We start from the raw sequence: 21,894 nt of genomic DNA, 5'->3' as shown, positions 1-21,894 counted from the left end.
CCGGTGGGCGGGGCAAGGCAGCGCACCATACGATAGGCGGCATGCCGGGGGGCGATGTCAGGATAGCCACTGATTGCCAGGCCTGCTGAAAGTGCCCTTTGGTCGTGCCCTGCGTCAGTGCCCTGTCAGCTGGCTACGGGGCCGGGCCGCCTGTCCTCGACGGTGAAGCGGGCCAGCGTGTAGATGCGGCTGTCGGCTCGCATCGGGTTGGCCACGGCGCGCAGCTCGCTGGTCCAGCGCTCGGGCGTGATGTCGGCCAGCCCGTAGCCGCGTTCCTCGCAGCGTGCGTACAGCACCTGAGGGTTGTGGTCGACGATGGCATCGACCTTGGCCTGGGTGGTGCCGCTGCGCGAGGTGATGGAGGTGCTGCAGAACTCGCTGGCCACCACGGGATTGCGCCGCTCGGGCGCGGCCTCGGGGTCTGCGTGCACGGCACAGACATAGTTCTGGTGCAGGTCGCCGCCCAGCAGCACGCTGTTGCGCGGCGTGGGCTGGGCGCCCGGCGTGAGGTGGCGCACCAGGCGCTGGCGCGCTGCAGGGTAGCCGTCCCAGCTGTCCGTGGCCTGCGATCCCGAGGGCGGCCGGTGCGCGGACACCAGGGTGGGCTGGGCCAGGATGCTCCAGCGCGGCCCCTCGCTTGCATGCTGGCGGGCATCTTCGGCCAGCTGGCGGTACAGCCACTGCTCCTGCGTCCAGCCCAGGAAGCTGCGCGCCGTATCCGACAGGGCTGCGCATTGCGCAGGGCGCACGCTGCCCTTGTCTGCCGCTCCCTCGGCGCGGCAGGCCTGGGCGCTGCGGTACTGGCGGCCGTCCAGAAAATGCAGCCGGGCCAGCCGGCCCCACTGCAGGCTGCGGTACAGCTGCAGCCCGCCGCCGCCATGCTGGGCGCCCGCGCCGGTCAGCGCGCTGGCGCGCAGCGGCATGTTCTCGTAGAAGGCCTGCCAGGCAGCCATGCGCCGGGCCAGGAAGCGCCCGGCATCGCCCTGGCCCTGGTCGCCGGCGTAGTTGTTCTCCACCTCATGGTCGTCCCAGCCCACGGACCAGTTGCACATGGCGTGCGCTGCCTGCAGCAGCGGGTCGCTCTTGTGCAGGGCGTAGCGGTCCCGGTAATCCTGCAGGCTTTGCGCGGCCCGCAGGTTGTGGGTGCGGGCCAGGCCCAGCGTCATGGCGGGCGTGGCGTACTCGTAGATGTAGTCGCCCAGGAAGAGCACCAGGTCCGGCGCGTCCTGCACCACCTGTCGCCAGGCTGCGTAGTAGCCGTGCTCCCAGCGCTGGCAGGAGGCATAGGCCAGGCGCAGCCGCTGGGGCAGGCTGCCGGGCGCGGGCGCCGTGCGGCAGCGGCCCGTGCTGCTCACGGCCTGGCCCAGCATGAAGCGGTAGTGGTACCAGCGGTCAGGCGCCAGCCCTCCCACCTGCACATGCACGCCGTGGCCCCATTCGGGCTGGGCCATGGCCTCGCCGCTGCGCACGATCTGGCGGAACAGCGGGTCGTGCGCCAGCTCCCAGCGGATCTTGAGCGCAGGCATGGCCGTGGTGTCGGTCTCGCCCAGCTGTGCAAGCGGCGGTGTGAGCCGCGTCCACAGCAGCACGTTGTCGGGTTCGGGGTCGCCGCTGGCCACGCCCAGCGTGAAGGGGTTGTGCGCAGGCCGCTCGCCCAGGCGGGCCCAGGCAGGCAACTGGCCCAGCGCCGTGGCCAGGCCCGCTGCGACCAGAAACTGGCGCCGCGGTGCAGGGACGGGGGCGCTGAAGGGCAGGGGCATGGCGGTTCGGGGGCAGGTGGCGCAAGAAAGCGGGGAGATACGGAGCGTGGCCTCGGTGGATCAAAGGCCGGCGCCTGCATTTCCAACTGGCTGCCATTGTGCGCCTGATGCCGTGGCAATGCTGTGCTTGCCGCGCTCCTTGGCCTGCAGCATGGCGGTATCCGCGCGGCGCAGCACGTCCATGCCGTTTTCGTGGCTTTGCAGCTGGGCCACGCCCGCACTGAAGCTCAATGGCCGGGGGGCCGGCTGGCCTGGCGTCTGCGAAGAGGCTGGCAAAGGCGTCTGCTCCAGCAACTGCAGCAGGCGCTGCAGCGCCTGGGCGCCCGCAGTCTCCGGTGTCTGGGGCAGCAGCAGCACGAAGGCCTGGCCCTCGTATCGGCCCACCACGTCCTCGGGACGCAGTCCCTGGCGTGCCAGCTGGGCCACATGGATGAGGGCGGCATCGCCCATGGCATGCCCCAGCTCGGCATTGAGGGCCTGCATGCCGTCCATGTCGAGCAGGGCAACGCTCAGCGGCTGGCCATGGCGCTGGGCGCGCGCCACCTCGCGGTCCAGCGCCTCGCTCACGCCCAGGCGGTTGAGCTGGCCGGTCAGCGGATCGTGGCGTGCACGGCGCGCCGCCTCGTCCAGTTCCTGCTGCAGGGCCTCCATGCGCGCCTCGCAGGCATCGACATGGCTGCGCAGCGATTGCAGCTCTTCCTGGGCCACGCGGCTGCCGGCGGCCATGGTGCGGGTGGCCTCCAGCACCTGTTGCAGCAGCGGGGCGGCATCCTCCAGGCGCTGGATGCCGTCCAGCTGGCGCGCGGCTTCCTCCATGCGGGCGCCCAGTGTTTCGTTGCTGCTCGTGATCTTTGCCAGATGCTGGACGAAGCCGCCCAGCATGTCCTTGAGCGCCTGCTGCGCGGCGGCCATGCCGTCCTGCAGCTGCATGCGCCGGTGGATCACGGTCTGCAGCTCGCGCCGCGCATCCACCAGGGGCGCGGGTGACAGCGGCGGCGTGATGGCCTGCTCGATGGCCGTGAGCTGCGGCACCAGCCAGCTGCCGTGCGTGGGGTCCTGGGCCAGATGCTGGATCAGGGTCTGCAGCAGCTCCTGCACCAACTGCAGGACCTGGAGCTGGTCGGCAATGGAGAACGACAGCTGGTAGTGCTGGTCATGCAGGCGCCGCGCCAGGGCCTTGGCGTCCACGGGCGGTGCCTGCAGCTGTTCCATGAGCTGCTGATGCAGTTGCCGGGTCTTGGCTTCCTGGGTGTTCAGCAGCGCAAAGAAGGCCTCGAAGCGCCGCGCCAGCTGCTGCGTCAGATCCTCGGGCAAAGCCTGCAGGGGCGGCGGCACGGGCAATTCCACGGGCCTGGCCTCATGGGTTGGCGGCTGCAGGGCCGCGTTGGCATAGGCGGTGATGACCTGCTGCAGGCCCTGCCAGTCGCTGCGTTCTATGGCGGCGCCCAACTGGTCGCGCAGGCGCTTCTGTCCGGGCGTCTGCGCAGGCAAAAGCGCATGGACGTGGCGCAGCGGCCCCTGGGGAAAGCTGGCGGGGCCGGGTTCGCCGGCTGCCTGCTCATAGAGGCGGGTGTAGTTTTCCGGGGTGGGCGGCAGGCGGTTCAGCGCCAGTTGCCGCAGGGTTTCGCGTGCCAGTTCGGAAGCGGAGCGCTCGGCCATGGGTGGGCAGTTGTTTCAGAATGCAATGCCCTCCAGTGTGGCATGGCCGGCGCCCGGTTCACTGCTCGTTGACCATGACCAGCTTGCCCTGGACCTGGCGCGATCCCATGCGTGCGTAGGCCGCGTGCAGCTCAGCCATGGGCATGGTGCGGTCGATCACGGGCTTGATCTTTCCCTGGCCGTACCACTGGGCCAGCTCCTGCATCATGGCCGCGTTGGCCTTGGGCTCGCGCCGGGAGAACTCGCCCCAGAAGACACCCACCAGCGATGCGCCCTTGAGCAGCGGCAGGTTCAGCGGCAGGGCCGGGATGGGGCCTGCGGCAAAGCCCACGATCAGATAGCGGCCGCGCCAGGCGATGGAGCGGAAGGCAGGCTCGGCGAAGTCGCCGCCCACGGGGTCGTAGACCACGTCGGGGCCCTTGCCGTCGGTGGCCTCCTTGATGGCCGCGCGCAGGTCGCCCTGGCTGTAGTTGATGGTGGCATCGGCGCCCTGTGCCTTGCACAGCGCGCACTTTTCGTCAGTGGAGGCTGCCGCGATCACGCGTGCGCCTGCCGCCTTGGCGATCTGGATGGCGGCCGTGCCCACGCCGCCTGCCGCGCCCAGCACCAGCACGGTCTCGCCCTCGCGCAGCTGGCCACGGTCGATCAGCGCATGGTGCGAGGTGGCATAGGTCATGATGAAGGCCGCTGCATCGACGAAGCTGAATCCATCGGGCAGCGGCATGCACAGCGCGGCCGGTGCCAGCGTATGGGTGCCAAAGCCCCCGGTGCCCGACAGGCAGGCCACGCGCTGGCCCACGCTGAGGTGGCTCACGCCTTCGCCCACGGCCTGGACCACGCCCGCGTATTCCGAACCCGGCACGAACGGCAGCTCAGGCTTCATCTGGTACTTGTTCTGCACGATCAGCAGATCGGGAAAGTTCAGGCTGGCCGCCTTCACTTCGAGCAGTACCTGTCCAGGGCCCGGTGCGGGTGTGGGCAGCTGCGTCCACTGCAGTTGATCGACGCCCGTGGGCGTTGTGCAAAGCCAAGCGTGCATGGTGGTTGTCTCCTGTGATTGAATGCCTGGCCGATGATAGGAGTGTGGCGGGAATGCCTCCTGTCCCTCGGGCGACGAGACGCCCGCCTACAATCGCCCGCAATCCCTGCTGTATCCATGAAGATTCTCATTTGTAACGACGACGGCTACCAGGCGCCCGGCATCCAGGCCTTGTACGAGGCGCTGCGCACGGTGGCAGACGTCGAGGTGGTGGCGCCGGAGCACAACAACAGTGCCAAGTCCAACGCCCTGACGCTGAATGCACCGCTGTACGTGCACCAGGCCCACAACGGTTTCCGCTATGTCAACGGCACGCCGGCAGACTGCGTGCACATCGCCCTGACCGGCCTGCTGGGCTACCGGCCCGACCTGGTGGTCTCCGGCATCAACAACGGCGCCAACATGGGCGACGACACCATCTATTCGGGCACCGTCGGCGCGGCCATGGAGGGCTTTCTTTTCGGCATTCCCGCCATTGCCTTCTCCCAGGTGGACAAGGGCTGGTCCGAGATCGAGGCTGCCGCCGCCGCCGCGCGCCAGCTGGTCATGGACATGCAGTCGCAGGAACTGATCGGCCTGTCGCCCTGGCTGCTCAACGTGAACATTCCCAACATGCCGCTGTCCGCGCTCAAGCCGCTCAAGCTGTGCCGGCTGGGCCGCCGCCATGCGGCCGAGCGCGTCATCACCCAGGAGAGCCCGCGCGGCGAAATGATGTATTGGATAGGCAGCGCAGGCGCGGCCATGGATGACTCGGAGGGCACGGACTTCCACGCCACGTCCCACGGCCACATGTCTGTCACGCCGCTGAAGGTGGACCTGACCGACCATGACAACCTGGGCTACTGGGCGCAGACGGCGGCCAGGCTGGCATCGGCCAGTCAGGCCGTGCTGCCTGCCCAGGGCGGGGCGGTGCAACCGTGAGCGAGCGCCGTCCCGGAGTTCCCTCGTGGGTGGCGCGCTCGGTGCAGAACCCTGCGCCGGCCTCGCGCGCGGTGCCCGCGCGCTCCGCGCTGGCCACCGCCGCCGCCCGTGCCCCGCAACAGCCCTCGGGCATCGGCATGGATTCGGCCGCCGTGCGCGCGCGCATGGTGCAACGGCTGGCCGCCACCGGCATCCAGTCGCCGGCCGTGCTCGCTGCCATGGGAGCGGTGGAGCGCCACCGCTTCGTGGACAGCGCCCTGGTCAACCAGGCCTATGAGGACACCAGCCTGCCCATCGGTCTGGGCCAGACGATCTCCAAACCCAGCGTGGTCGCCCGCATGACCGAGCTGCTGCTGGGTTCGGATGCCGCGAAGTCGGGCCTGGGCCGCGTGCTGGAGATCGGCACCGGCTGCGGCTACCAGGCGGCCGTGCTGGCGCGCGTGGCACGCGAGGTCTATTCGATCGAGCGCCTGCGCGGCCTGCACGAGAAAGCGCGCAGCAACCTGCGGCCCTGGCGCCTGACCAATGTCCATCTGATCTTTGGAGACGGCATGGAAGGCTATGGCAGCGGCGCGCCGTATGCGGGCATCATCTCGGCCGCCGGCGGCGAGAGCATGCCCTCGGCCTGGTGCGACCAGCTGGCCGTGGGCGGGCGGCTTGTCGCGCCCATGGTGGTTACGGGGGGTAAGCAGGCACTGCTGGTGATTGACAAGAGTTCACACGGGTTTACGCAATCGATTTTGGAGGCCGTGAACTTTGTCCCCCTAAAATCGGGCATCGCCTAGAAGGGAATAACTTATGTTGGTATCGCGAAGTCTTGGGGCTTGGGGAACGGTGGTGCTGGCCGGCATGGTTCTGGCAGGCTGCACATCCCAAGTGAACAGGGCTCCCGTGGAGGACCGCGGAACATCCACCTCCACTTCCACCTCTTCCTCGCCATCGGCGGCCGTCAAGCCGCTGCCCGGCGTCGAGAACGCCGGCAAGCCCGGCTACTACACCATCAAGCCTGGTGACACGCTGATCCGCATCGGCCTGGAGACCGGCCAGAGCTGGAAGGACATCGCGCGCTGGAACAATCTGGAGAACCCCAACCTGATCGAAGTCGGTCAGGTGGTTCGCGTCGTGCCGCCGACCAGCTCGTCCATGGCAAGTTCGGACAGCGGCAGCACACGTTCTTCGTCGTCGTCCTCGTCCTCCTCTTCCACGCCCAGCGGCTCGCCGGTGGTGGCAACGCCGCTGCCGCCCGTGGCATCCTCGGCATCGTCTGGCAGCTCCACCGCAACGCCTGCACCCGCGCCGACCCCGGCGCCGGCTCCTGCACCCGCAGCCGGCAAGGGCGCCGACGATGTGGACTTCATCTGGCCTGCCTCGGGCAGCCTGATTGCCGGCTTCGACGAGGCGCGCAACAAGGGCTATGACATCGCAGGCAAGGCCGGCGACCCCGTGATGGCCGCTGCCGATGGCCGCGTGGTCTATGCCGGCGCCGGCCTGCGTGGCTATGGCAACCTGATCATCCTCAAGCACAACAACACCTACCTCACGGCCTACGCGCACAACCAGACGCTGTTGGTCAAGGAGGACCAGACCGTGCGCAAGGGCCAGAAGATTGCCGAGATGGGCAGCACCGACGCCGACCGCGTGAAGCTGCACTTCGAGGTGCGTCGCCAGGGCAAGCCTGTCGATCCTTCGCGCTACCTGCCTTCGCGCTGATGAGCCGCAGCACCAGGCAAACCGGACAAGCCCCTGCCCCGCAGGGGCTTGTTTCTTCTGCGCCCGGCGAACCGCTGCCGGAATCGGTCGAGGACCAGGACGAGGCCGACGCCGAAGGTGGCGAGGTCGAGGCCGCCGCCGCCGAGCTGCGCGAAATCACCGTGCCGCCCGCCCAGCACGGCCTGCGCGCCGACAAGGTGCTGGCCGAATGCGTGGCCGAGTTCTCGCGCAGCTATCTGCAGCAGCTGCTTGCGCAGGGCGCGGTCGCCCTCAACGGGCGTGTGCTGGGCAAGCCTTCCGCCAAGGTCGCGGCCGGCGACCGCATGGTGCTGGAGATGCGGCCCACGCAGCAGAGCATGGCCTTCCAGCCCGAGGACATGGCGCTGGACGTGGTGCATGAGGACGAGCACCTGCTGGTCGTCAACAAGCCGGCTGGCCTGGTCGTGCACCCGGCGCCCGGCAACTGGACGGGAACCCTGCTCAACGGCCTGCTGGGGCGCGACCCCAAGGCGCGCGAGGTGCCGCGCGCCGGCATCGTCCACCGCCTGGACAAGGACACCAGCGGCCTCATGGTCGTGGCGCGCAGCCGCGCCGCCATGGATGCGCTGGTGGCCATGATCGCCGCACGCGATGTCAGCCGGCAGTACCTGGCGCTGGCCCACAAGGCCTGGGGCCCGCGCAAGCACCGCGAGGTCGATGCGCCCATCGGCCGCGATCCGCGCAACCGCCTGCGCATGGCCGTGGTCGACCTGGCCCAGCATGCCGGCAAGACCGCGCGCACCGACATCGACCTGCTGGCCGGCAACGACGAAGTCAGCCTGGTGCGCTGCACGCTGCATACGGGCCGCACCCACCAGATCCGCGTGCACATGGCCTCTCTGGGTCATCCGCTGGTGGCCGATGCCGTCTACGGCGGCAAGGACGCTGGCGGCATGACGCGCCAGGCCCTGCACGCCTTCCGGCTGGCCTTCACCCATCCCATGACGGGCCAGGCCCTGGTGCTGCATGCGCCGCTGCCCGCCGACATGGCGCAGGCGCTGGAAAATTGGGGGCTGAGCTACAATCCCGCCGAAAGCCTCTGACCATCTCTCGCATGGCATCTGTGGAGCGCTTGCTTCCTCTTCTTTGATTCGGCGCACCCTGGCTGCCACCCCTGGTGGCACGCGCGCCTTTGTTCCCGAGACGCTGAGCCATGAATACGGTAGATGCCAAGCGGGTCCTGGAAACTGCATTGATCTGCGCGCCGCAGCCTGTCACGCTGCGTGAGCTGCGCTCGCTGTTCGATGACGTGCTGGGCTCCGACACGCTGAAGGACCTGCTGCTGGACCTGCAGAAGGACTGGGCGCAAAAGGGCGTGGAGCTGGTGCAGGTGGCGTCCGGGTGGCGCTTCCAGAGCCGGCCCGAGATGCGGGTGTACCTGGACCGGCTGCATCCCGAAAAGCCGCCACGCTACACCCGTGCGACCCTGGAGACGCTGGCCATCATCGCCTACCGTCAGCCGGTGACGCGCGGTGATATCGAGGACATACGTGGTGTGACGGTCAACAGCCTGCTGATCAAGCAACTGGAAGACCGGGGCTGGATCGAGGTGATTGGCCACCGGGAAACCGTGGGCCGGCCCTCTTTGTTTGCCACCACGCGCCAGTTTCTGGACGACCTTGGCCTGCAGTCGCTGGACCAGTTGCCCATGCTTGAGGAGCCCGAATCCCAGCAAAGCCTGTTCAAGGCGCTGGAGGAGTCGGGCGAGCCTGAGGTGCAAGAGAGTGCGCCAGCCGGTGACGCCCCGCCGACCGAAGGCTGGGGTCCCGACGAAGTGCCGCCGGTCATCAGCGCGCAGGACGTGGGCGAGGAATTGCTGGATCAGGTGCCGTTGCAGGCCGATGAGACGGAGCTGCCGGAGCTGGTCGAGGATGGTGAAGACGACGCCCTTGCCGCTCTCTTGCCAGAGGCGCCCTCGGGCGAGGCTGAGACACCGGATGGGACAGATGCCGCGAGTGCCGCAGAAGCTGCGCAGACCGCAGACACAGCGGAAAAAGCGGACACCGCGGATACGACAGACACAACGGATACGGACGGCGCTGCACTGCAGGCCGAAGAAGGAAAGCCATGACGGGTAGTGATATCTCCAAGGACCAGGACGCCCAGCCGGCGTCCGACGAGGCTGGCGCACAGCGCAAGGCCCGCCCCGCGCGCTCGCGCGCTCCCAAGGCCGAGTCCCGGCCTGGCGCCAGGCCTGCGCGCAAGCCGCGCCCGGCCGCCGAGGCTGTGCCTGCCGAAGACACCGAGCAGGAGCTGGTGACGGCTGATGCATCAGAGTCAAGCGACTCAGGGTCTGCCGAAGGCTACGGTTTTGCGGACGTCATCTCGGGCGAGCTCGACGCCGCCGAAGAGCGCGACGATGCCGCGCCTGCCAAGCGCGTACTGCTGCCCCAGGTCGATTCGCCCAAGCTGCACAAGGTGCTGGCCCAGGCCGGGCTGGGATCGCGCCTTGAAATGGAGCAGCTCATTCTTGAAGGCCGCATCTCGGTCAACAACGAGCCTGCCCACGTGGGCCAGCGCATCCAGTTCGGCGACCAGATCAAGGTCAACGGCCAGCCCATCCGCTTTCGCATCGATCCGCCGCCGGCGCGTGTCATCGCCTACCACAAGCCCGTGGGTGAAGTCGTCACGCACGACGATCCCCAGAACCGCCCCACGGTGTTCCGCAAGCTGCCGCGCCTGCAGCATGGCAAATGGCAGTCCGTTGGCCGCCTGGACCTGAACACCGAAGGCCTGCTGCTGTTCACCAGCTCGGGCGAGCTGGCCAACTCCCTGATGCACCCGCGCTTCGGCCTGGAGCGCGAGTACGCGGCCCGCGTGCTGGGCGCGCTCAGCAAGGAAGAAAAGCAGCGCCTGACCGATGGCGTGCAGCTGGAAGACGGCGTGGCCGCCTTCGGCTCCATCGAGGATGGCGGCGGCGAAGGCGCCAACTGCTGGTACCGCGTGACCATTTCCGAAGGCCGCAACCGCGAAGTGCGCCGCATGTTCGAGGCGGTGGGCCATGCCGTGAGCCGGCTGATCCGCATCCGCTATGGCGCCATGGTGCTTCCGCGCGGCCTCAAGCGCGGCGCCTGGGTGGAGCTGGACCAGGCCGACATCCAGTCCCTGGCCTCCGCGGCAGGCATGCAGGCGCGTGCGCCTGCTGCACCCAAGCCTCCGGCCGGAGGCCGCCGTGGTGGCCCGGCCGACCGCAACACCGTCCGCCGCGAAGGCGGCGGCCGCTATTTCGACGGCAATCGCCCGGCACCCAATGCCATGCTGGACGGCCCGCGTGCCAAGCCCGCTGCCAAGGGTGGCAAGGAGGACGGCGGCCAGGGCAAAGGGCAGGGCGGTGCAGGCGGGCGGGGCAAGACAGGTGGCAGCCAGCAGCCCGATCCGATGCGTACATCGGTGGGCTACATCGGCTCCGACAGCCTGTCGCGTGCACGCCAGAACGCCAAGCGCAAGCCGGGAGGGCGCCGCTGAAATACGGCGGTCAGCCTCCCCTTTGGCAGCACCATGTCATCAAGGACTTTGATGGCACAGCTAGAATCAACGGTTTTGTCCAATTGACAAAAATCCATAGTAACCCTGATTAGGAACCATTCAAATGGCCATCGAACGCACTCTTTCCATCATCAAGCCCGACGCCGTTGCCAAGAACGTGATCGGCCAGATCTACGCTCGCTTCGAGGCCGCCGGCCTGAAGGTCATCGCCGCCAAGATGGTGCACCTGTCGCGCGGCGAAGCCGAGCAGTTCTACGGCGTCCACAAGGAGCGTCCCTTCTTCAAGGACCTGGTGGACTTCATGATCTCCGGCCCCGTGATGATCCAGGCCCTGGAAGGCGAGAACGCCATCCTGAAGAACCGTGAACTGATGGGCGCCACCGACCCCAAGAAGGCTGAGAAGGGCACGATCCGCGCCGACTTCGCCGACAGCATCGACGCCAACGCCGTGCACGGCTCTGACGCCGCTGAAACTGCAGCCGTGGAAGTGGCATTCTTCTTCCCCGGCATGAACGTCTACTCGCGCTGATCCCCGCGTCTTCCGCGGCCGTCATGGTCTGTCCGGTGCAGGCCATGCCTGCCGCGGAAGAGCCGAGAGCGGCGTGGCACCGGCCTGCCGACATGAATACCAATTTGCTAGATTTTGATCTCGACGGACTGGCCGCTTATTGCGAACAGCTCGGCGAGAAGCGTTTCCGCGCAACGCAGCTGTTCCGCTGGATCCACCAGCGAGGCGCCAGCGATTTCGACCAGATGAGCGATCTGGCCAAGTCCCTGCGCGAAAAGCTCAAGGCGCGTGCCCACATCACGGCCCTGCCGGTTCTGACCGAGCATGTGTCTGCCGATGGAACGGTCAAGTGGCTGTTCGACGTGGGGGGCGGCAATGCCGTCGAATCCGTTTTCATTCCCGAAGATGACCGGGGCACGCTGTGCGTGTCGTCCCAGGCCGGCTGTGCCGTGGGCTGCCGCTTCTGCTCCACGGGTCACCAGGGCTTCAGCCGCAACCTCAGCACGGGCGAGATCCTGGCCCAGCTCTGGTATGCCGAGCATGCGCTGCGCAAGCGCCTGGGCACGGGCGGCGAGCGCGTCATCTCCAACGTGGTGATGATGGGCATGGGCGAGCCGCTGCAGAACTACACGGCCCTGGTGCCGGCGCTGCGCGTGATGCTGGATGACCATGGCTACGGCCTCTCGCGCCGCCGCGTGACCGTGTCCACGTCGGGCGTGGTCCCGATGATCGACAGGCTGTCGCAGGACTGCGCCGTGGCCATGGCCGTGTCGCTGCATGCGCCCAACGACGAGCTGCGCGACCCGCTGGTGCCGCTGAACCGCAAGTACCCCATCCACGAGCTGCTCGATGCCTGCGAGCGCTACCTGGAGTTCGCGCCGCGCGATTTCATCACGTTCGAATATTGCATGCTCGATGGCGTCAATGATCAGCCCGAGCATGCGCGCCAACTGATAGAGTTGGTCCGCGCACGTGGCGACGGCCGCAGCTGGTGCAAGTTCAACCTGATTCCGTTCAACCCCTTCCCGGCCTCGGGCCTGCTGCGTTCACCTGCAGCGCGGGTGACGGAGTTCGCCAGCCTGCTGAGCAATGCCGGCATTGTGACCACGGTGCGCAAGACACGTGGCGACGACATCGACGCAGCCTGCGGACAGCTGGCTGGCGATGTCAAGGACCGCACGCGCGCTGCCGAGCGCATGGCAAAGCAGCGCACCATTGTTCTCAAGCAGATGCCTTGAGAGGACCTACGGAACAAAGGGACAGTTCATGAAGTCAGTGGCTCGGCGGCTGCGATCGGGGGGTATCGGTGGATGCATGCGCTGGGCAGTGCCGGTGCTGGTCCTTGCCTTGGCCGGCTGCGCCGGCAAGCAACCTTTGGTGCCTTCGGCGAATTCAGGCTCCGGCAATGCTTCGTCCGTCTCCAATGCCTCGATGGCCTCGGCCGCCGAGGTCGATCCCCGTCGCCGCGCGGCCATTCGCCTGGAGCTGGCGGCTTCCTACTTCCAGGCCGGCCGCATCGATGTGGCCCTGGAAGAGGTAAACCAGGCGCTGGCCTCCGACCCCGGTTCCGCCGATGGCTATGGACTGCTGGCCCTGATCTACATGCGCAACCAGGACTGGGACCAGGCCGATGCCAGCCTGCGCAAGGCCATGTCGCTGCGCCCCCAGGACGGTGACCTGCAGCACAACTACGGATGGCTGCTGTGCCAGCGCAAGCAGTATGTGCAGGCCCAGGAATGGCTGGACAAGGCACTGGCCCAGCCCGGCTACCTGGAGCGTCCCAAGACATGGATGGCCAAGGGCCTGTGCCTGCAGCAGGCCGGTCTGCTGGTCGAGGCCCAGCAGGCGCTGCTCAAGGGCTATGAACTCGACGCCGCCAACCCGGTGATAGCCTATCACCTGAGCAATGTGATGCTGCAGGGGGGCGACGCCAAGAGGGCGCAGTTCTACATCCGCCGCCTCAACAGCAGCCCCCAGTCCAACGCGGAAAGCCTGTGGCTGGGCATCAAGATAGAGAGGGCGCTGCAGCAATCTGCAGCGATGCGGCAGCTGGCCGACCAGCTGCACCAGCGCTTCCCGGAGTCCCGCCAATGGCTGGCCTACGAGCGTGGAGCATTCAATGAGTGAGGTGTTGGCGGTGCATGACGAAGCAGGTACGCAAGGCGAGAACGCCAAAACTTCCATGACGGCGGGCACGCTGCTGCGCCAGGCGCGCGAGGCGGCAGGCCTGTCGCTGGCCGGACTGGCGGCGGCGCTCAAGGTGCCGGCCCCCAAGCTGGAGGCCCTGGAGGCAGATGACTATGCCGCCTTCCAGGACCATGTCTTCATGCGGGCCCTGGCACAAAGCGTCTGCCGCACGCTGCGCGTGGACTCGGCCTCGGTGCTGGCCCTGCTGCCGCGCACCCAGCTCAAGAGCCTGGCCGATGATCGCGGCAGCATCAATGCCACGTTCAAGGAGCGCTCCTTCAAGGCCACCGGAACACCGCTGGGCCGCGAAAACGGTTCGCGCAAGGTCGCCATCATCGTGCTGCTGCTGCTGGCGGCCGCCGCCGCCGTGTACTTCCTGCCCAAGCACGAAGGCGATGCCGAGGAGCCGCAGGCCGGCTCTTCCGACGCCGCTGCCCTGGTGTCGCCGGCCGCAACCGTGTCCGAGCCCGTGGCTGCCCAGGAGCCTGTGGCGCCCGCAGTGACGGCGCCAGCCTCCGAAGGGGCGGCGCCTGCAGCCACGCCAGCCGTCCAGGCGCCTGCAGCAGCGGCTCCCGCAGCTGGCGTGCCTGGCGATGTGCCCGCCGATGCCGCAGCGGCGACTCCTGCAACCCAGGCCGCGCAAACGCCTGGTGGCGTGCTGGTCATGAAGGCCAGCGCACAATCGTGGGTGCAGGTCAAGGATGCCAACGGCCGCGTGGTGCTGCAAAAGACGCTGGCTGCAGGTGAGTCGGTTGGCGCCGAAGGTGCGCTGCCGCTGTCTGTCATCGTCGGCAATGCCAGCGGCACCGAAGTGCGCGTCCGTGGTGAGCTGCTGGAAGTGGCCAAGACCACCCGTGACAACGTGGCCCGCTTTGAGGTGAAGTGACCGTGCAAGATTTCCTATCCACGCAGCAGCCGATAGCGATTGCCTCGCCGCTGCCGCGCAAGTCCCGCCAGGCCCGCGTGGTCTGGCGCAACAATGTCGTCACCGTGGGCGGCGATGCGCCTGTGCGCGTGCAGTCCATGACCAACACCGATACGGTGGACGCGGTCGAGACGGCCATACAGGTGCGCCAGCTGGCCCAGGCCGGCTCGGAGATGGTGCGCATCACCGTCAACACGCCCGAGGCAGCCGCTGCCGTGCCCTACATCCGCGAGCAGCTCGACCGCATGGGCGAGTACGTGCCGCTGGTGGGCGACTTCCACTACAACGGCCACCGCCTCCTCACCGAATACCCGGCCTGCGCCGAGGCGCTGTCCAAGTACCGCATCAACCCCGGCAACGTCGGCAAGGGCGAGAAAAAGGACAAGCAGTTCGGCCAGATGATCGAGGCGGCAGCCCGCTACGACAAGGCCGTGCGCATCGGGGTCAACTGGGGTTCGCTGGACCAGGAGCTGATGGCGCGCCTGATGGACGAGAACTCGCGCCGCGCCCAGCCCTGGGATACGCGCCAGGTCATGTTCGAGGCGCTGATCTCCTCGGCCGTCGATTCCGCGCGCCTGGCCGAGTCCATGGGGCTGAACGGCGACAACATCATCCTGTCGTGCAAGGTCAGCGGCGTGCAGGACCTGATCTCGGTCTACCGGGCCCTTGCGCAGCGCTGCGACTATGCGCTGCACCTGGGCCTGACCGAGGCCGGCATGGGCACCAAGGGCACGGTGGCCTCGGCCGCCGCGCTGTCCGTGCTGCTGCAGGAAGGCATTGGCGACACCATCCGCGTCTCGCTCACGCCCCAGCCCGGTGAGGCGCGCACGCAGGAAGTGGTGGTCGCCTCCGAAATCCTGCAGGCCCTGGGCCTGCGCGTTTTCGTGCCCAGCGTCACGGCCTGCCCTGGCTGCGGCCGCACCACCAGCACCACCTTCCAGGAGCTGGCCAAGCGCATCGACGACTACCTGCGCGGCCAGATGCCGCTGTGGCGCATGAAGTACCCCGGCGTCGAGGCCATGAAGGTGGCCGTGATGGGCTGCATCGTCAACGGCCCTGGCGAGAGCAAGCACGCCAACATCGGCATCAGCCTGCCCGGGACGGGCGAGGCGCCCGCTGCCCCCGTCTACATTGACGGCGAGAAGGCGTTGACGCTGCGCGGCGAGCGCATTGCCGAGGAATTCCAGACCCTGGTCGAAGACTATGTGGCGCGCACCTATGGCACCACCGCTGCCGCACCCGCCTGAGCGGCTGCGCCAGGCATTGCAGTTATTGCAAAATAGATAGCACACCACGCTTTGTTTCATGGGGTCTCACGCGGGATGCGCGTGGGAGCATGGAGCGCAAAAGGCGGGGTCCGCTCCTGTTTCCGAGCATTCATCGAACGAGAACAACGTGGCCAAACCCGAAAAACTCTCCGCCGTCAAAGGCATGAACGACATTCTTCCCGCCGAGTCCGCTCGCTGGGAATGGCTGGAGGCGCAGGTGCGCGAGCTGATGGCGCGCTTTGCCTACCGCAACGTGCGCACGCCCATCGTCGAGCACACGCAACTGTTCGTGCGCGGCATCGGCGAGGTGACGGACATCGTCGAAAAGGAGATGTACTCCTTCGAGGACAAGCTCAATGGCGAGCGCCTGACGCTGCGCCCAGAAGGCACGGCGAGCCTGGTGCGCGCCACCATCGAAAACAACCTGCTGTACGACGGCGGCAAGCGCATGTGGTACATGGGGCCCATGTTCCGCCACGAGCGCCCGCAGCGCGGCCGCTACCGCCAGTTCCACCAGATCGGAGCCGAGGCCCTGGGCTTTGCCGGCCCCGATGTCGATGCCGAGCTCATTTTGCTGGCCGTCTCCCTGTGGAAGCAGCTGGGCCTGACGCAGTGGCGCCTGGAAATCAACAGCCTGGGCCAGCCCGAGGAGCGCCAGGCCCACCGCAAGGCCCTGATCGCCTACCTGGAGCAGCACCAGGACGTGATGGACGAGGAGGCCAGGCGCCGCATGTACAGCAACCCGCTGCGCGTGCTGGACACCAAGAATCCCGCCATGCAGGCCATGGTCAACGGCGCGCCGCGCCTGCTGGACTTCCTGGGCGAGGGCTCGCTGGCCCACTTCGACGGACTCAAGGCCATCCTGGACGCCAATGGCGTGCCCTGGACCGTGAATCCGCGCCTGGTGCGCGGCCTGGACTACTACAACCTCACGGTGTTCGAGTTCATCACCGACATGCTGGGCGCGCAGGGCACCATCTGCGCCGGCGGCCGCTACGACTACCTGATCGAGCAGGTGGGCGGCAAGAGCGCGCCGGCCGTGGGTTGGGCGCTGGGCGTGGAGCGCGTGCTGGAGCTCGTCAAGGAGCTGGGCACCGACATCCCCGCGCCCACGCTGCATGCCTACGCCATCGTTCCCGACGTGTCGGCCATGCCCGTGGCCCTGCGCACCCTGCAGCAACTGCGCGAGGCCGGCGTGCGCGTGCAGATGCATGCGGCCAGCGCCGAAGGCCTGGGCAGCATGAAGTCGCAGTTCAAGAAGGCCGACGCCAGTGGCGCGCATTTCGCATTGATCTTCGGCTCCGACGAGCTGCAGCAGGGCCTGGTCACCGTCAAGTCGCTGCGCGACGGCACGGGCCAGCAGGTGCAGCAAGCCCTGGCCGATGCGGCCCAATGGGCTGCCACCCTACAATCGGCGGTTTGACCGTCATCCGCAGCTTTCCAGGCCACCGCTCCAGCGGCGTCCTCCATACACAAGGCGACACAGGCGATTCATGGCAAACCATTTCGATCTCGAAGAACAAGAGCAGATAGAGCAGCTCAAGCATTTCTGGAATACCTGGGGCACGTTGATCACGGGTGTGCTCGTGGTCATCTTTGTCGGCTTTGCCGGCTGGAATGGCTACCAGTACTGGGAAAAGCGCCAGGCCACCCAGGCTGCCGCTCTGGCGCATGCCGTCGATGTGGCGCTGTCAGGCAAGGATGCGGCGCGCGCCGGCCAGGCCTTTGCCGATCTCAAGGACAAGTACGCCGGCACCACGCAGGCAGCCCAGGCCGGCCTGCTGCTGGCCAAGGCCGCAGTGGACGAAGGCAGGCTCGATGATGCCAAGGCAGCCCTGACCTGGGTGGCCGACAAGGGCGACGAAGGCTACAAGGCCCTGGCCAAGCTGCGCCTGAGCGCCGTGCTGGAGCAGCAAAAGCAGTACGACGAAGCCCTGAAGGCGCTGGATGGCAGCATGCCCGAATCCTTCGCCGGCATCGTGGCCGACCGCCGCGGTGACATTCTTGCGGCCCAGGGCAAGACGGCCGAGGCCATCGACGCCTACCAGCGCGCCCATGCGCTCCTGGACAAGGGCGTGGACTACGGACGCCTGATCGAATTCAAGCTCAACGCCCTGGGCGCCACGCCCACCATGCTGGCACAGGCCAAGACTTCGACCTCGGAGAAGCAACCTTGAAAACTTCGGCAGATCAACTGATGGCAATCTCGCGCCCGCGTGGCGTTGCGCGCTGGATGGCTCTGGGCCTGCTGGCCGGTGCCCTGGGCGGCTGCTCCACGGTCTCTTCGTGGTTCAGCAGCGACACCAAGCCCAAGCCCAAGGAACTGGGGGCCAACCCCGGCCTGCTGGCAGTGCACCAGGCCTGGACGGCCAAGCTGGGCGCCGAAGTGCCGCTGGCCACCGACATCCATGTGCAGGGTGACACGCTGCTGATCGCGGCCAAGGACGGCAGCGTCACGGCCCTCGATGCGCGCAATGGCAGCCAGCTGTCGCGCTTCACCGTTGGCGAGCCGCTGACTGCCGGCGTGGGTGGCGACGCCCAGCGCCAGGCCGTGCTCACGCGCAGCAACCAGGTCATCGTCTACTCGCAAGGCAAGCAGCTGTGGAAGCAGCCGCTGCCCGCAGCCGCCTACACGCCGCCGCTGGTGGCGGGCGGCCGCGTCTTCGTGCTGGCGGCCGACCGCTCGCTGGCCGCATTCGATGCCGCCAATGGCCGCAAGCTGTGGACCGCGCAGCGCCCTGGCGAACCGCTGGTGCTGCGCCAGCCCGGCGTTCTGATCGCCGTGGGCAACACCCTGGTGGCCGGCCTGTCGGGCCGCATGGTGGGCATCGATCCCGACACGGGTGCCGTGCGCTGGGAGGCCCCGCTGGCCAGCCCGCGCGGCACCAATGACGTGGAGCGCCTGGTGGACCTCGTCGGCCGCGTCAGCCGTGTCGGCGACAGCGTCTGCGCGCGCGCCTTCCAGGCGGCCGTGGGCTGTGTGGATACGCAAAATGCATCGGTGCGCTGGACCCAGCCGTCCAAGGGTGCCGACGGCATCGACGGCGATGGCGAGACCGTGTTCGGCGCCGAAAGCAATGGCACCGTCCAGGCCTGGCGCCGCGGCGACGGCTCGCGCGTGTGGTCCATCGACCAGTTGCAGCACCGCCGCCTGACGGCGCCGTTGATGCTGGGCCGTTCGGTGGTGTTTGGTGATGACTATGGTGTGGTGCACCTGCTGTCCAAGACGGACGGACAGGCGCTGGCACGATTGAAGACGGACGACTCCGGTGTGGCCTCGCCCCCGGTATCGGCTGCCAATACGCTGGTGGTGGTAAGCCGCAGCGGAACTGTGTACGGCTTCCGGCCGGATTGATAGGTATTTTCGGGAATGAAGCCAGTTATTGCCCTGGTAGGGCGACCCAATGTGGGCAAATCGACGCTGTTCAATCGGCTGACCAAGTCGAGGGATGCAATCGTCGCGGATTTCGCGGGCCTCACGCGTGACCGCCACTATGGACAGGGCCGCCAGGGCAAGCACGAATACATCGTGATCGACACCGGCGGCTTCGAGCCTGATGCATCCAGCGGCATCTTCAAGGAGATGGCGCGCCAGACGCAGCAGGCCGTGGCCGAGGCCGACGTCGTGGTCTTCGTCGTCGATGCGCGCCTGGGCATGTCTGCCCAGGACCATGACATCGCCAAGTACCTGCGCCGTCTGGGCAAGCCCTGCGTGCTCGTGGCCAACAAGGCCGAGGGCATGAAGGAAGGCGTGCAGCTGACCGAGTTCTATGAACTGGGCCTGGGCGAAGTGCTGCCGGTTTCCGCCGCGCACGGACAGGGTGTGCGCGGCCTGGTCGACCTGGCCCTGGGCCAGCTCAACCTGCCCGAACCCGAGGAAGACGACCCCTTCGACGATGTGGCCCAGAAGCCCATCCGCCTCACCGTGGCCGGCCGCCCCAACGTCGGCAAGTCCACGCTGATCAACACCTGGCTGGGCGAGGAGCGACTGGTCGCCTTCGACATGCCGGGCACCACGCGCGATGCCATCTCCGTGCCCTTCGAGCGCGCCGGCCAGAAGTTCGAACTCATCGACACGGCAGGCCTGCGCCGCAAGGGGCGGGTGTTCGAGGCCATCGAGAAGTTCTCCGTCGTCAAGACGCTGCAGGCCATCGAGAGCGCCAACGTCGTGCTGCTGCTCATCGATGCCACGCAGGGCGTGACCGACCAGGATGCGCACATTGCCGGCTACGTGCTGGAAAGCGGCCGCGCCGTGGTGCTGGCCGTGAACAAATGGGATGCGGTGGACGACTACCAGCGCCAGATGCTGGAGCGCTCGATCGAGACGCGCCTGTCCTTCCTGAAGTTCGCTCCCATGCACTTCATCTCGGCCGAAAAGCGCCAGGGCCTGGGTCCGCTGTGGAACTCCATCATCCAGGCGCACAAGGCAGCCACCTGCAAGATGCCCACGCCGGTGCTCACGCGCCTGCTGATGGAAGCCGTGCAGTTCCAGACGCCCAAGAAGACAGGCATCTACCGACCCAAGATGCGTTACGCGCACCAGGGTGGCATGAACCCGCCGGTCATCGTCATACACGGCAATTCGCTCGAGCATGTGACGGAGGCCTACAAGCGCTTCCTCGAAGGGCGGTTCCGCAAGGAATTCAATTTGGTCGGCACGCCGTTGCGGATCGAGTTGAAAACCTCTCATAATCCTTTCGCCGACAAGGACAAATAACAAGCCACGGAATTTGGGGAAAACCCTTGTGCAGACAGGGGGCCCAAAACACTGTGGTAAGGTGTCGGTTTACAACAACACTCTTCGAACACGGAGAATATCGTGAGCAACAAAGGCCAACTCCTCCAAGACCCGTTCCTGAACGCGCTGCGCCGCGAACATGTGCCGGTGTCCATCTACCTCGTCAACGGCATCAAGCTGCAAGGCCAGATCGAATCCTTCGACCAGTACGTGGTTCTGCTTCGCAACACCGTCACCCAGATGGTTTACAAGCACGCCATCTCCACCATTGTTCCCGGCCGCGCCGTGAACTTCTCCACGGCCGAAGCTGCCGGCAGCGACGCCAGCGCTTGAGCTCGCTGCGCCCTGATGCCTCCCCGCACAGCCGGGGAGCTTCCTCACCCTTCGGGAGAGGTTTTTCTTGAGTTCTGAATCTTTTGACCGGTCCACGCCAACGCCAGTGCTGCTGGTGGGCGTGGATTTCGGCTTTCCCCATTTCGATGGCGAGTTGGAAGAGCTGGGCCTGCTGGCCGGCACGGCCGGCCTGCGTCCCGTTGCACGCCTGACCTGCAAGCGCAAGGTGCCCGATGCGGCGCTGTTCGTGGGCAGCGGCAAGGCCGACGAAATCCGCATGCTCGCCCAGATGCACGGTGCCCAGGAAGTGCTGTTCGACCAGGCCCTGAGCCCGGCCCAGCAGCGCAATCTGGAGCGCCATCTGCAGATGCCGGTCAACGACCGCACCCTGTTGATCCTGGAGATCTTCGCCCAGCGCGCCCGCAGCCATGAAGGCAAGCTGCAGGTGGAGCTGGCGCGCCTGCAATACGTGGCCACGCGCCTCGTGCGCCGCTGGACCCACCTGGAGCGCCAGATGGGCGGCATCGGCGGGCGCGGCGGCCCTGGCGAAAAGCAGATCGAGCTGGATCGCCGCATGATCGACGAATCGATCAAGCGCACCAAGGAGCGGCTGCTGAAGGTCAAGAAGCAACGCGCCACGCAGCGCCGCCGGCGCGAGCGCCATGGCATCTTCAACATCTCGCTGGTCGGCTACACCAATGCCGGCAAATCCACGCTGTTCAACGCGCTGGTGAAGGCGCGGGCCTATGCGGCCGACCAGTTGTTCGCCACGCTGGACACGACCACGCGCCAGCTGTATTTGAACGAGGCCCGGCAATCGGTGTCCCTGTCGGACACCGTGGGCTTCATCCGCGACCTGCCGCACGGCCTGGTCGATGCATTCCAGGCCACGTTGCAGGAGGCGATCGATGCCGATCTTCTGCTGCATGTGGTTGACGCCTCCAATCCGAATTTCCCGGAACAAATCCAACAAGTCCAGAAAGTTCTGAAGGAAATCGGTGCCCAGGAGGTGCCTCTGGTACTGGTTTTCAACAAGCTCGATGCCGTCGATGAAGAGCGGCTTCCAGCGCAGTTGCAGGACCAGTACGAGCTTGACGGGCTACCTGTTTCACGGGTGTTTGTCAGCGCCCGCTCCGGTGAGGGGCTGCCGCAGCTGCGGCAGCTGCTGGCCGACCACGCACTGCGCGCAGAAGCGGAATACGCCGAAGCGCATGGTGGTGAAGAGCGGGGCGAAGGGGAGGTGGATGGCGCGATGCCCCCTGGGCAGGACGCCGAATACTAGGGGCTAGCGCCCTGATTGGGCAAAATGCCGATTGGGTCC

General features: G+C 67.1%; 20 protein-coding genes. 17 read left to right on the top strand and 3 right to left on the bottom strand.

Features of this window, described 5'->3' with window-relative positions; translation table 11 throughout:
* Positions 1-125: 125 nt before the first annotated feature.
* The 3 genes from AC5I49_RS05985 to AC5I49_RS05975 are packed head-to-tail and all read right to left on the bottom strand — an operon-like array spanning position 126 to position 4,458.
* Positions 126-1,760, bottom strand: a complete 1,635-nt coding sequence (locus AC5I49_RS05985) for an alkaline phosphatase D family protein (RefSeq protein ID WP_046984216.1) — start codon at positions 1,758-1,760, stop codon at positions 126-128.
* 60 nt (positions 1,761-1,820) lie between these two features.
* Positions 1,821-3,419, bottom strand: coding sequence for a GGDEF domain-containing protein (locus tag AC5I49_RS05980; RefSeq protein ID WP_495788984.1), 1,599 nt, complete (start codon positions 3,417-3,419; stop codon positions 1,821-1,823).
* A 58-nt stretch (positions 3,420-3,477) separates the two neighbouring features.
* Positions 3,478-4,458 carry an NADPH:quinone oxidoreductase family protein gene (locus AC5I49_RS05975; RefSeq protein WP_016447570.1) on the bottom strand — a complete coding sequence of 327 codons (981 nt, stop codon included), beginning with the start codon at positions 4,456-4,458 and terminating at the stop codon, positions 3,478-3,480.
* 117 nt (positions 4,459-4,575) lie between these two features.
* Here AC5I49_RS05975 and surE point away from each other — a divergent pair, with 117 nt between their 5' ends.
* From surE to hflX, 17 genes are all read left to right on the top strand, one after another.
* Positions 4,576-5,379, top strand: a complete 804-nt coding sequence (gene surE, locus AC5I49_RS05970) for a 5'/3'-nucleotidase SurE (protein WP_016447569.1) — start codon at positions 4,576-4,578, stop codon at positions 5,377-5,379.
* The gene (locus AC5I49_RS05965; protein WP_495788983.1) at positions 5,376-6,164 is read left to right on the top strand and encodes a protein-L-isoaspartate(D-aspartate) O-methyltransferase; all 789 of its coding nucleotides are present in this window, start codon (positions 5,376-5,378) and stop codon (positions 6,162-6,164) included. Before surE ends, AC5I49_RS05965 begins: the two co-directional genes overlap by 4 nt.
* Positions 6,165-6,177: 13 nt before the next feature.
* Entirely contained in the window at positions 6,178-7,089 is a 912-nt protein-coding gene (locus AC5I49_RS05960; RefSeq protein ID WP_016447567.1) for a peptidoglycan DD-metalloendopeptidase family protein, read from the top strand.
* Entirely contained in the window at positions 7,089-8,171 is a 1,083-nt protein-coding gene (locus AC5I49_RS05955) for an RluA family pseudouridine synthase (protein ID WP_495788982.1), read from the top strand. Before AC5I49_RS05960 ends, AC5I49_RS05955 begins: the two co-directional genes overlap by 1 nt.
* A 110-nt stretch (positions 8,172-8,281) precedes the next feature.
* The gene (scpB, locus tag AC5I49_RS05950) at positions 8,282-9,199 is read left to right on the top strand and encodes an SMC-Scp complex subunit ScpB (RefSeq protein WP_495788981.1); all 918 of its coding nucleotides are present in this window, start codon (positions 8,282-8,284) and stop codon (positions 9,197-9,199) included.
* Positions 9,196-10,593, top strand: coding sequence for a pseudouridine synthase (locus tag AC5I49_RS05945; protein WP_495788980.1), 1,398 nt, complete (start codon positions 9,196-9,198; stop codon positions 10,591-10,593). Before scpB ends, AC5I49_RS05945 begins: the two co-directional genes overlap by 4 nt.
* Before the next feature lie 124 nt (positions 10,594-10,717).
* Positions 10,718-11,143, top strand: coding sequence for a nucleoside-diphosphate kinase (gene ndk / locus AC5I49_RS05940; protein ID WP_016447563.1), 426 nt, complete (start codon positions 10,718-10,720; stop codon positions 11,141-11,143).
* Between the two features lie 92 nt (positions 11,144-11,235).
* On the top strand, positions 11,236-12,360 hold the full coding sequence (gene rlmN, locus AC5I49_RS05935) for a dual-specificity RNA methyltransferase RlmN (RefSeq protein ID WP_017404144.1): 1,125 nt from the start codon (positions 11,236-11,238) through the stop codon (positions 12,358-12,360).
* Positions 12,361-12,388: 28 nt separating this feature from the next.
* Complete coding sequence (pilW, locus tag AC5I49_RS05930) at positions 12,389-13,249, top strand: type IV pilus biogenesis/stability protein PilW (RefSeq protein ID WP_174538864.1); 861 nt, start codon at positions 12,389-12,391, stop codon at positions 13,247-13,249.
* Complete coding sequence (locus AC5I49_RS05925) at positions 13,242-14,195, top strand: RodZ domain-containing protein (protein ID WP_495788979.1); 954 nt, start codon at positions 13,242-13,244, stop codon at positions 14,193-14,195. The genes pilW and AC5I49_RS05925 overlap by 8 nt, the downstream gene beginning before the upstream one ends.
* A 2-nt stretch (positions 14,196-14,197) precedes the next feature.
* On the top strand, positions 14,198-15,481 hold the full coding sequence (gene ispG, locus AC5I49_RS05920; RefSeq protein ID WP_016451290.1) for a flavodoxin-dependent (E)-4-hydroxy-3-methylbut-2-enyl-diphosphate synthase: 1,284 nt from the start codon (positions 14,198-14,200) through the stop codon (positions 15,479-15,481).
* Between the two features lie 184 nt (positions 15,482-15,665).
* Positions 15,666-16,925 (top strand): histidine--tRNA ligase, encoded by a 1,260-nt coding sequence (gene hisS / locus AC5I49_RS05915; protein WP_495788988.1) that lies wholly within the window; start codon positions 15,666-15,668, stop codon positions 16,923-16,925.
* A 70-nt stretch (positions 16,926-16,995) separates the two neighbouring features.
* Positions 16,996-17,679, top strand: a complete 684-nt coding sequence (locus AC5I49_RS05910; RefSeq protein ID WP_374007176.1) for a YfgM family protein — start codon at positions 16,996-16,998, stop codon at positions 17,677-17,679.
* A 20-nt stretch (positions 17,680-17,699) separates the two neighbouring features.
* Complete coding sequence (bamB, locus tag AC5I49_RS05905) at positions 17,700-18,857, top strand: outer membrane protein assembly factor BamB (RefSeq protein ID WP_016447556.1); 1,158 nt, start codon at positions 17,700-17,702, stop codon at positions 18,855-18,857.
* A gap of 15 nt (positions 18,858-18,872) precedes the next feature.
* Positions 18,873-20,219, top strand: a complete 1,347-nt coding sequence (gene der, locus AC5I49_RS05900; protein WP_016447555.1) for a ribosome biogenesis GTPase Der — start codon at positions 18,873-18,875, stop codon at positions 20,217-20,219.
* A 102-nt stretch (positions 20,220-20,321) separates the two neighbouring features.
* A complete protein-coding gene (gene hfq / locus AC5I49_RS05895) occupies positions 20,322-20,573 on the top strand; it encodes an RNA chaperone Hfq (RefSeq protein ID WP_012206813.1) in 252 nt (83 codons plus the stop codon).
* 67 nt (positions 20,574-20,640) lie between these two features.
* Positions 20,641-21,855: a GTPase HflX gene (gene hflX, locus AC5I49_RS05890; RefSeq protein ID WP_016447554.1), complete on the top strand. Its 1,215-nt coding sequence runs from the start codon at positions 20,641-20,643 to the stop codon at positions 21,853-21,855.
* Positions 21,856-21,894 lie beyond the last annotated feature (39 nt).

This window comes from Delftia sp., from assembly GCF_059499305.1.
Note: the sequence above shows the minus strand (reverse complement) of the source record. Positions and strands in the feature narration are given on the sequence as shown.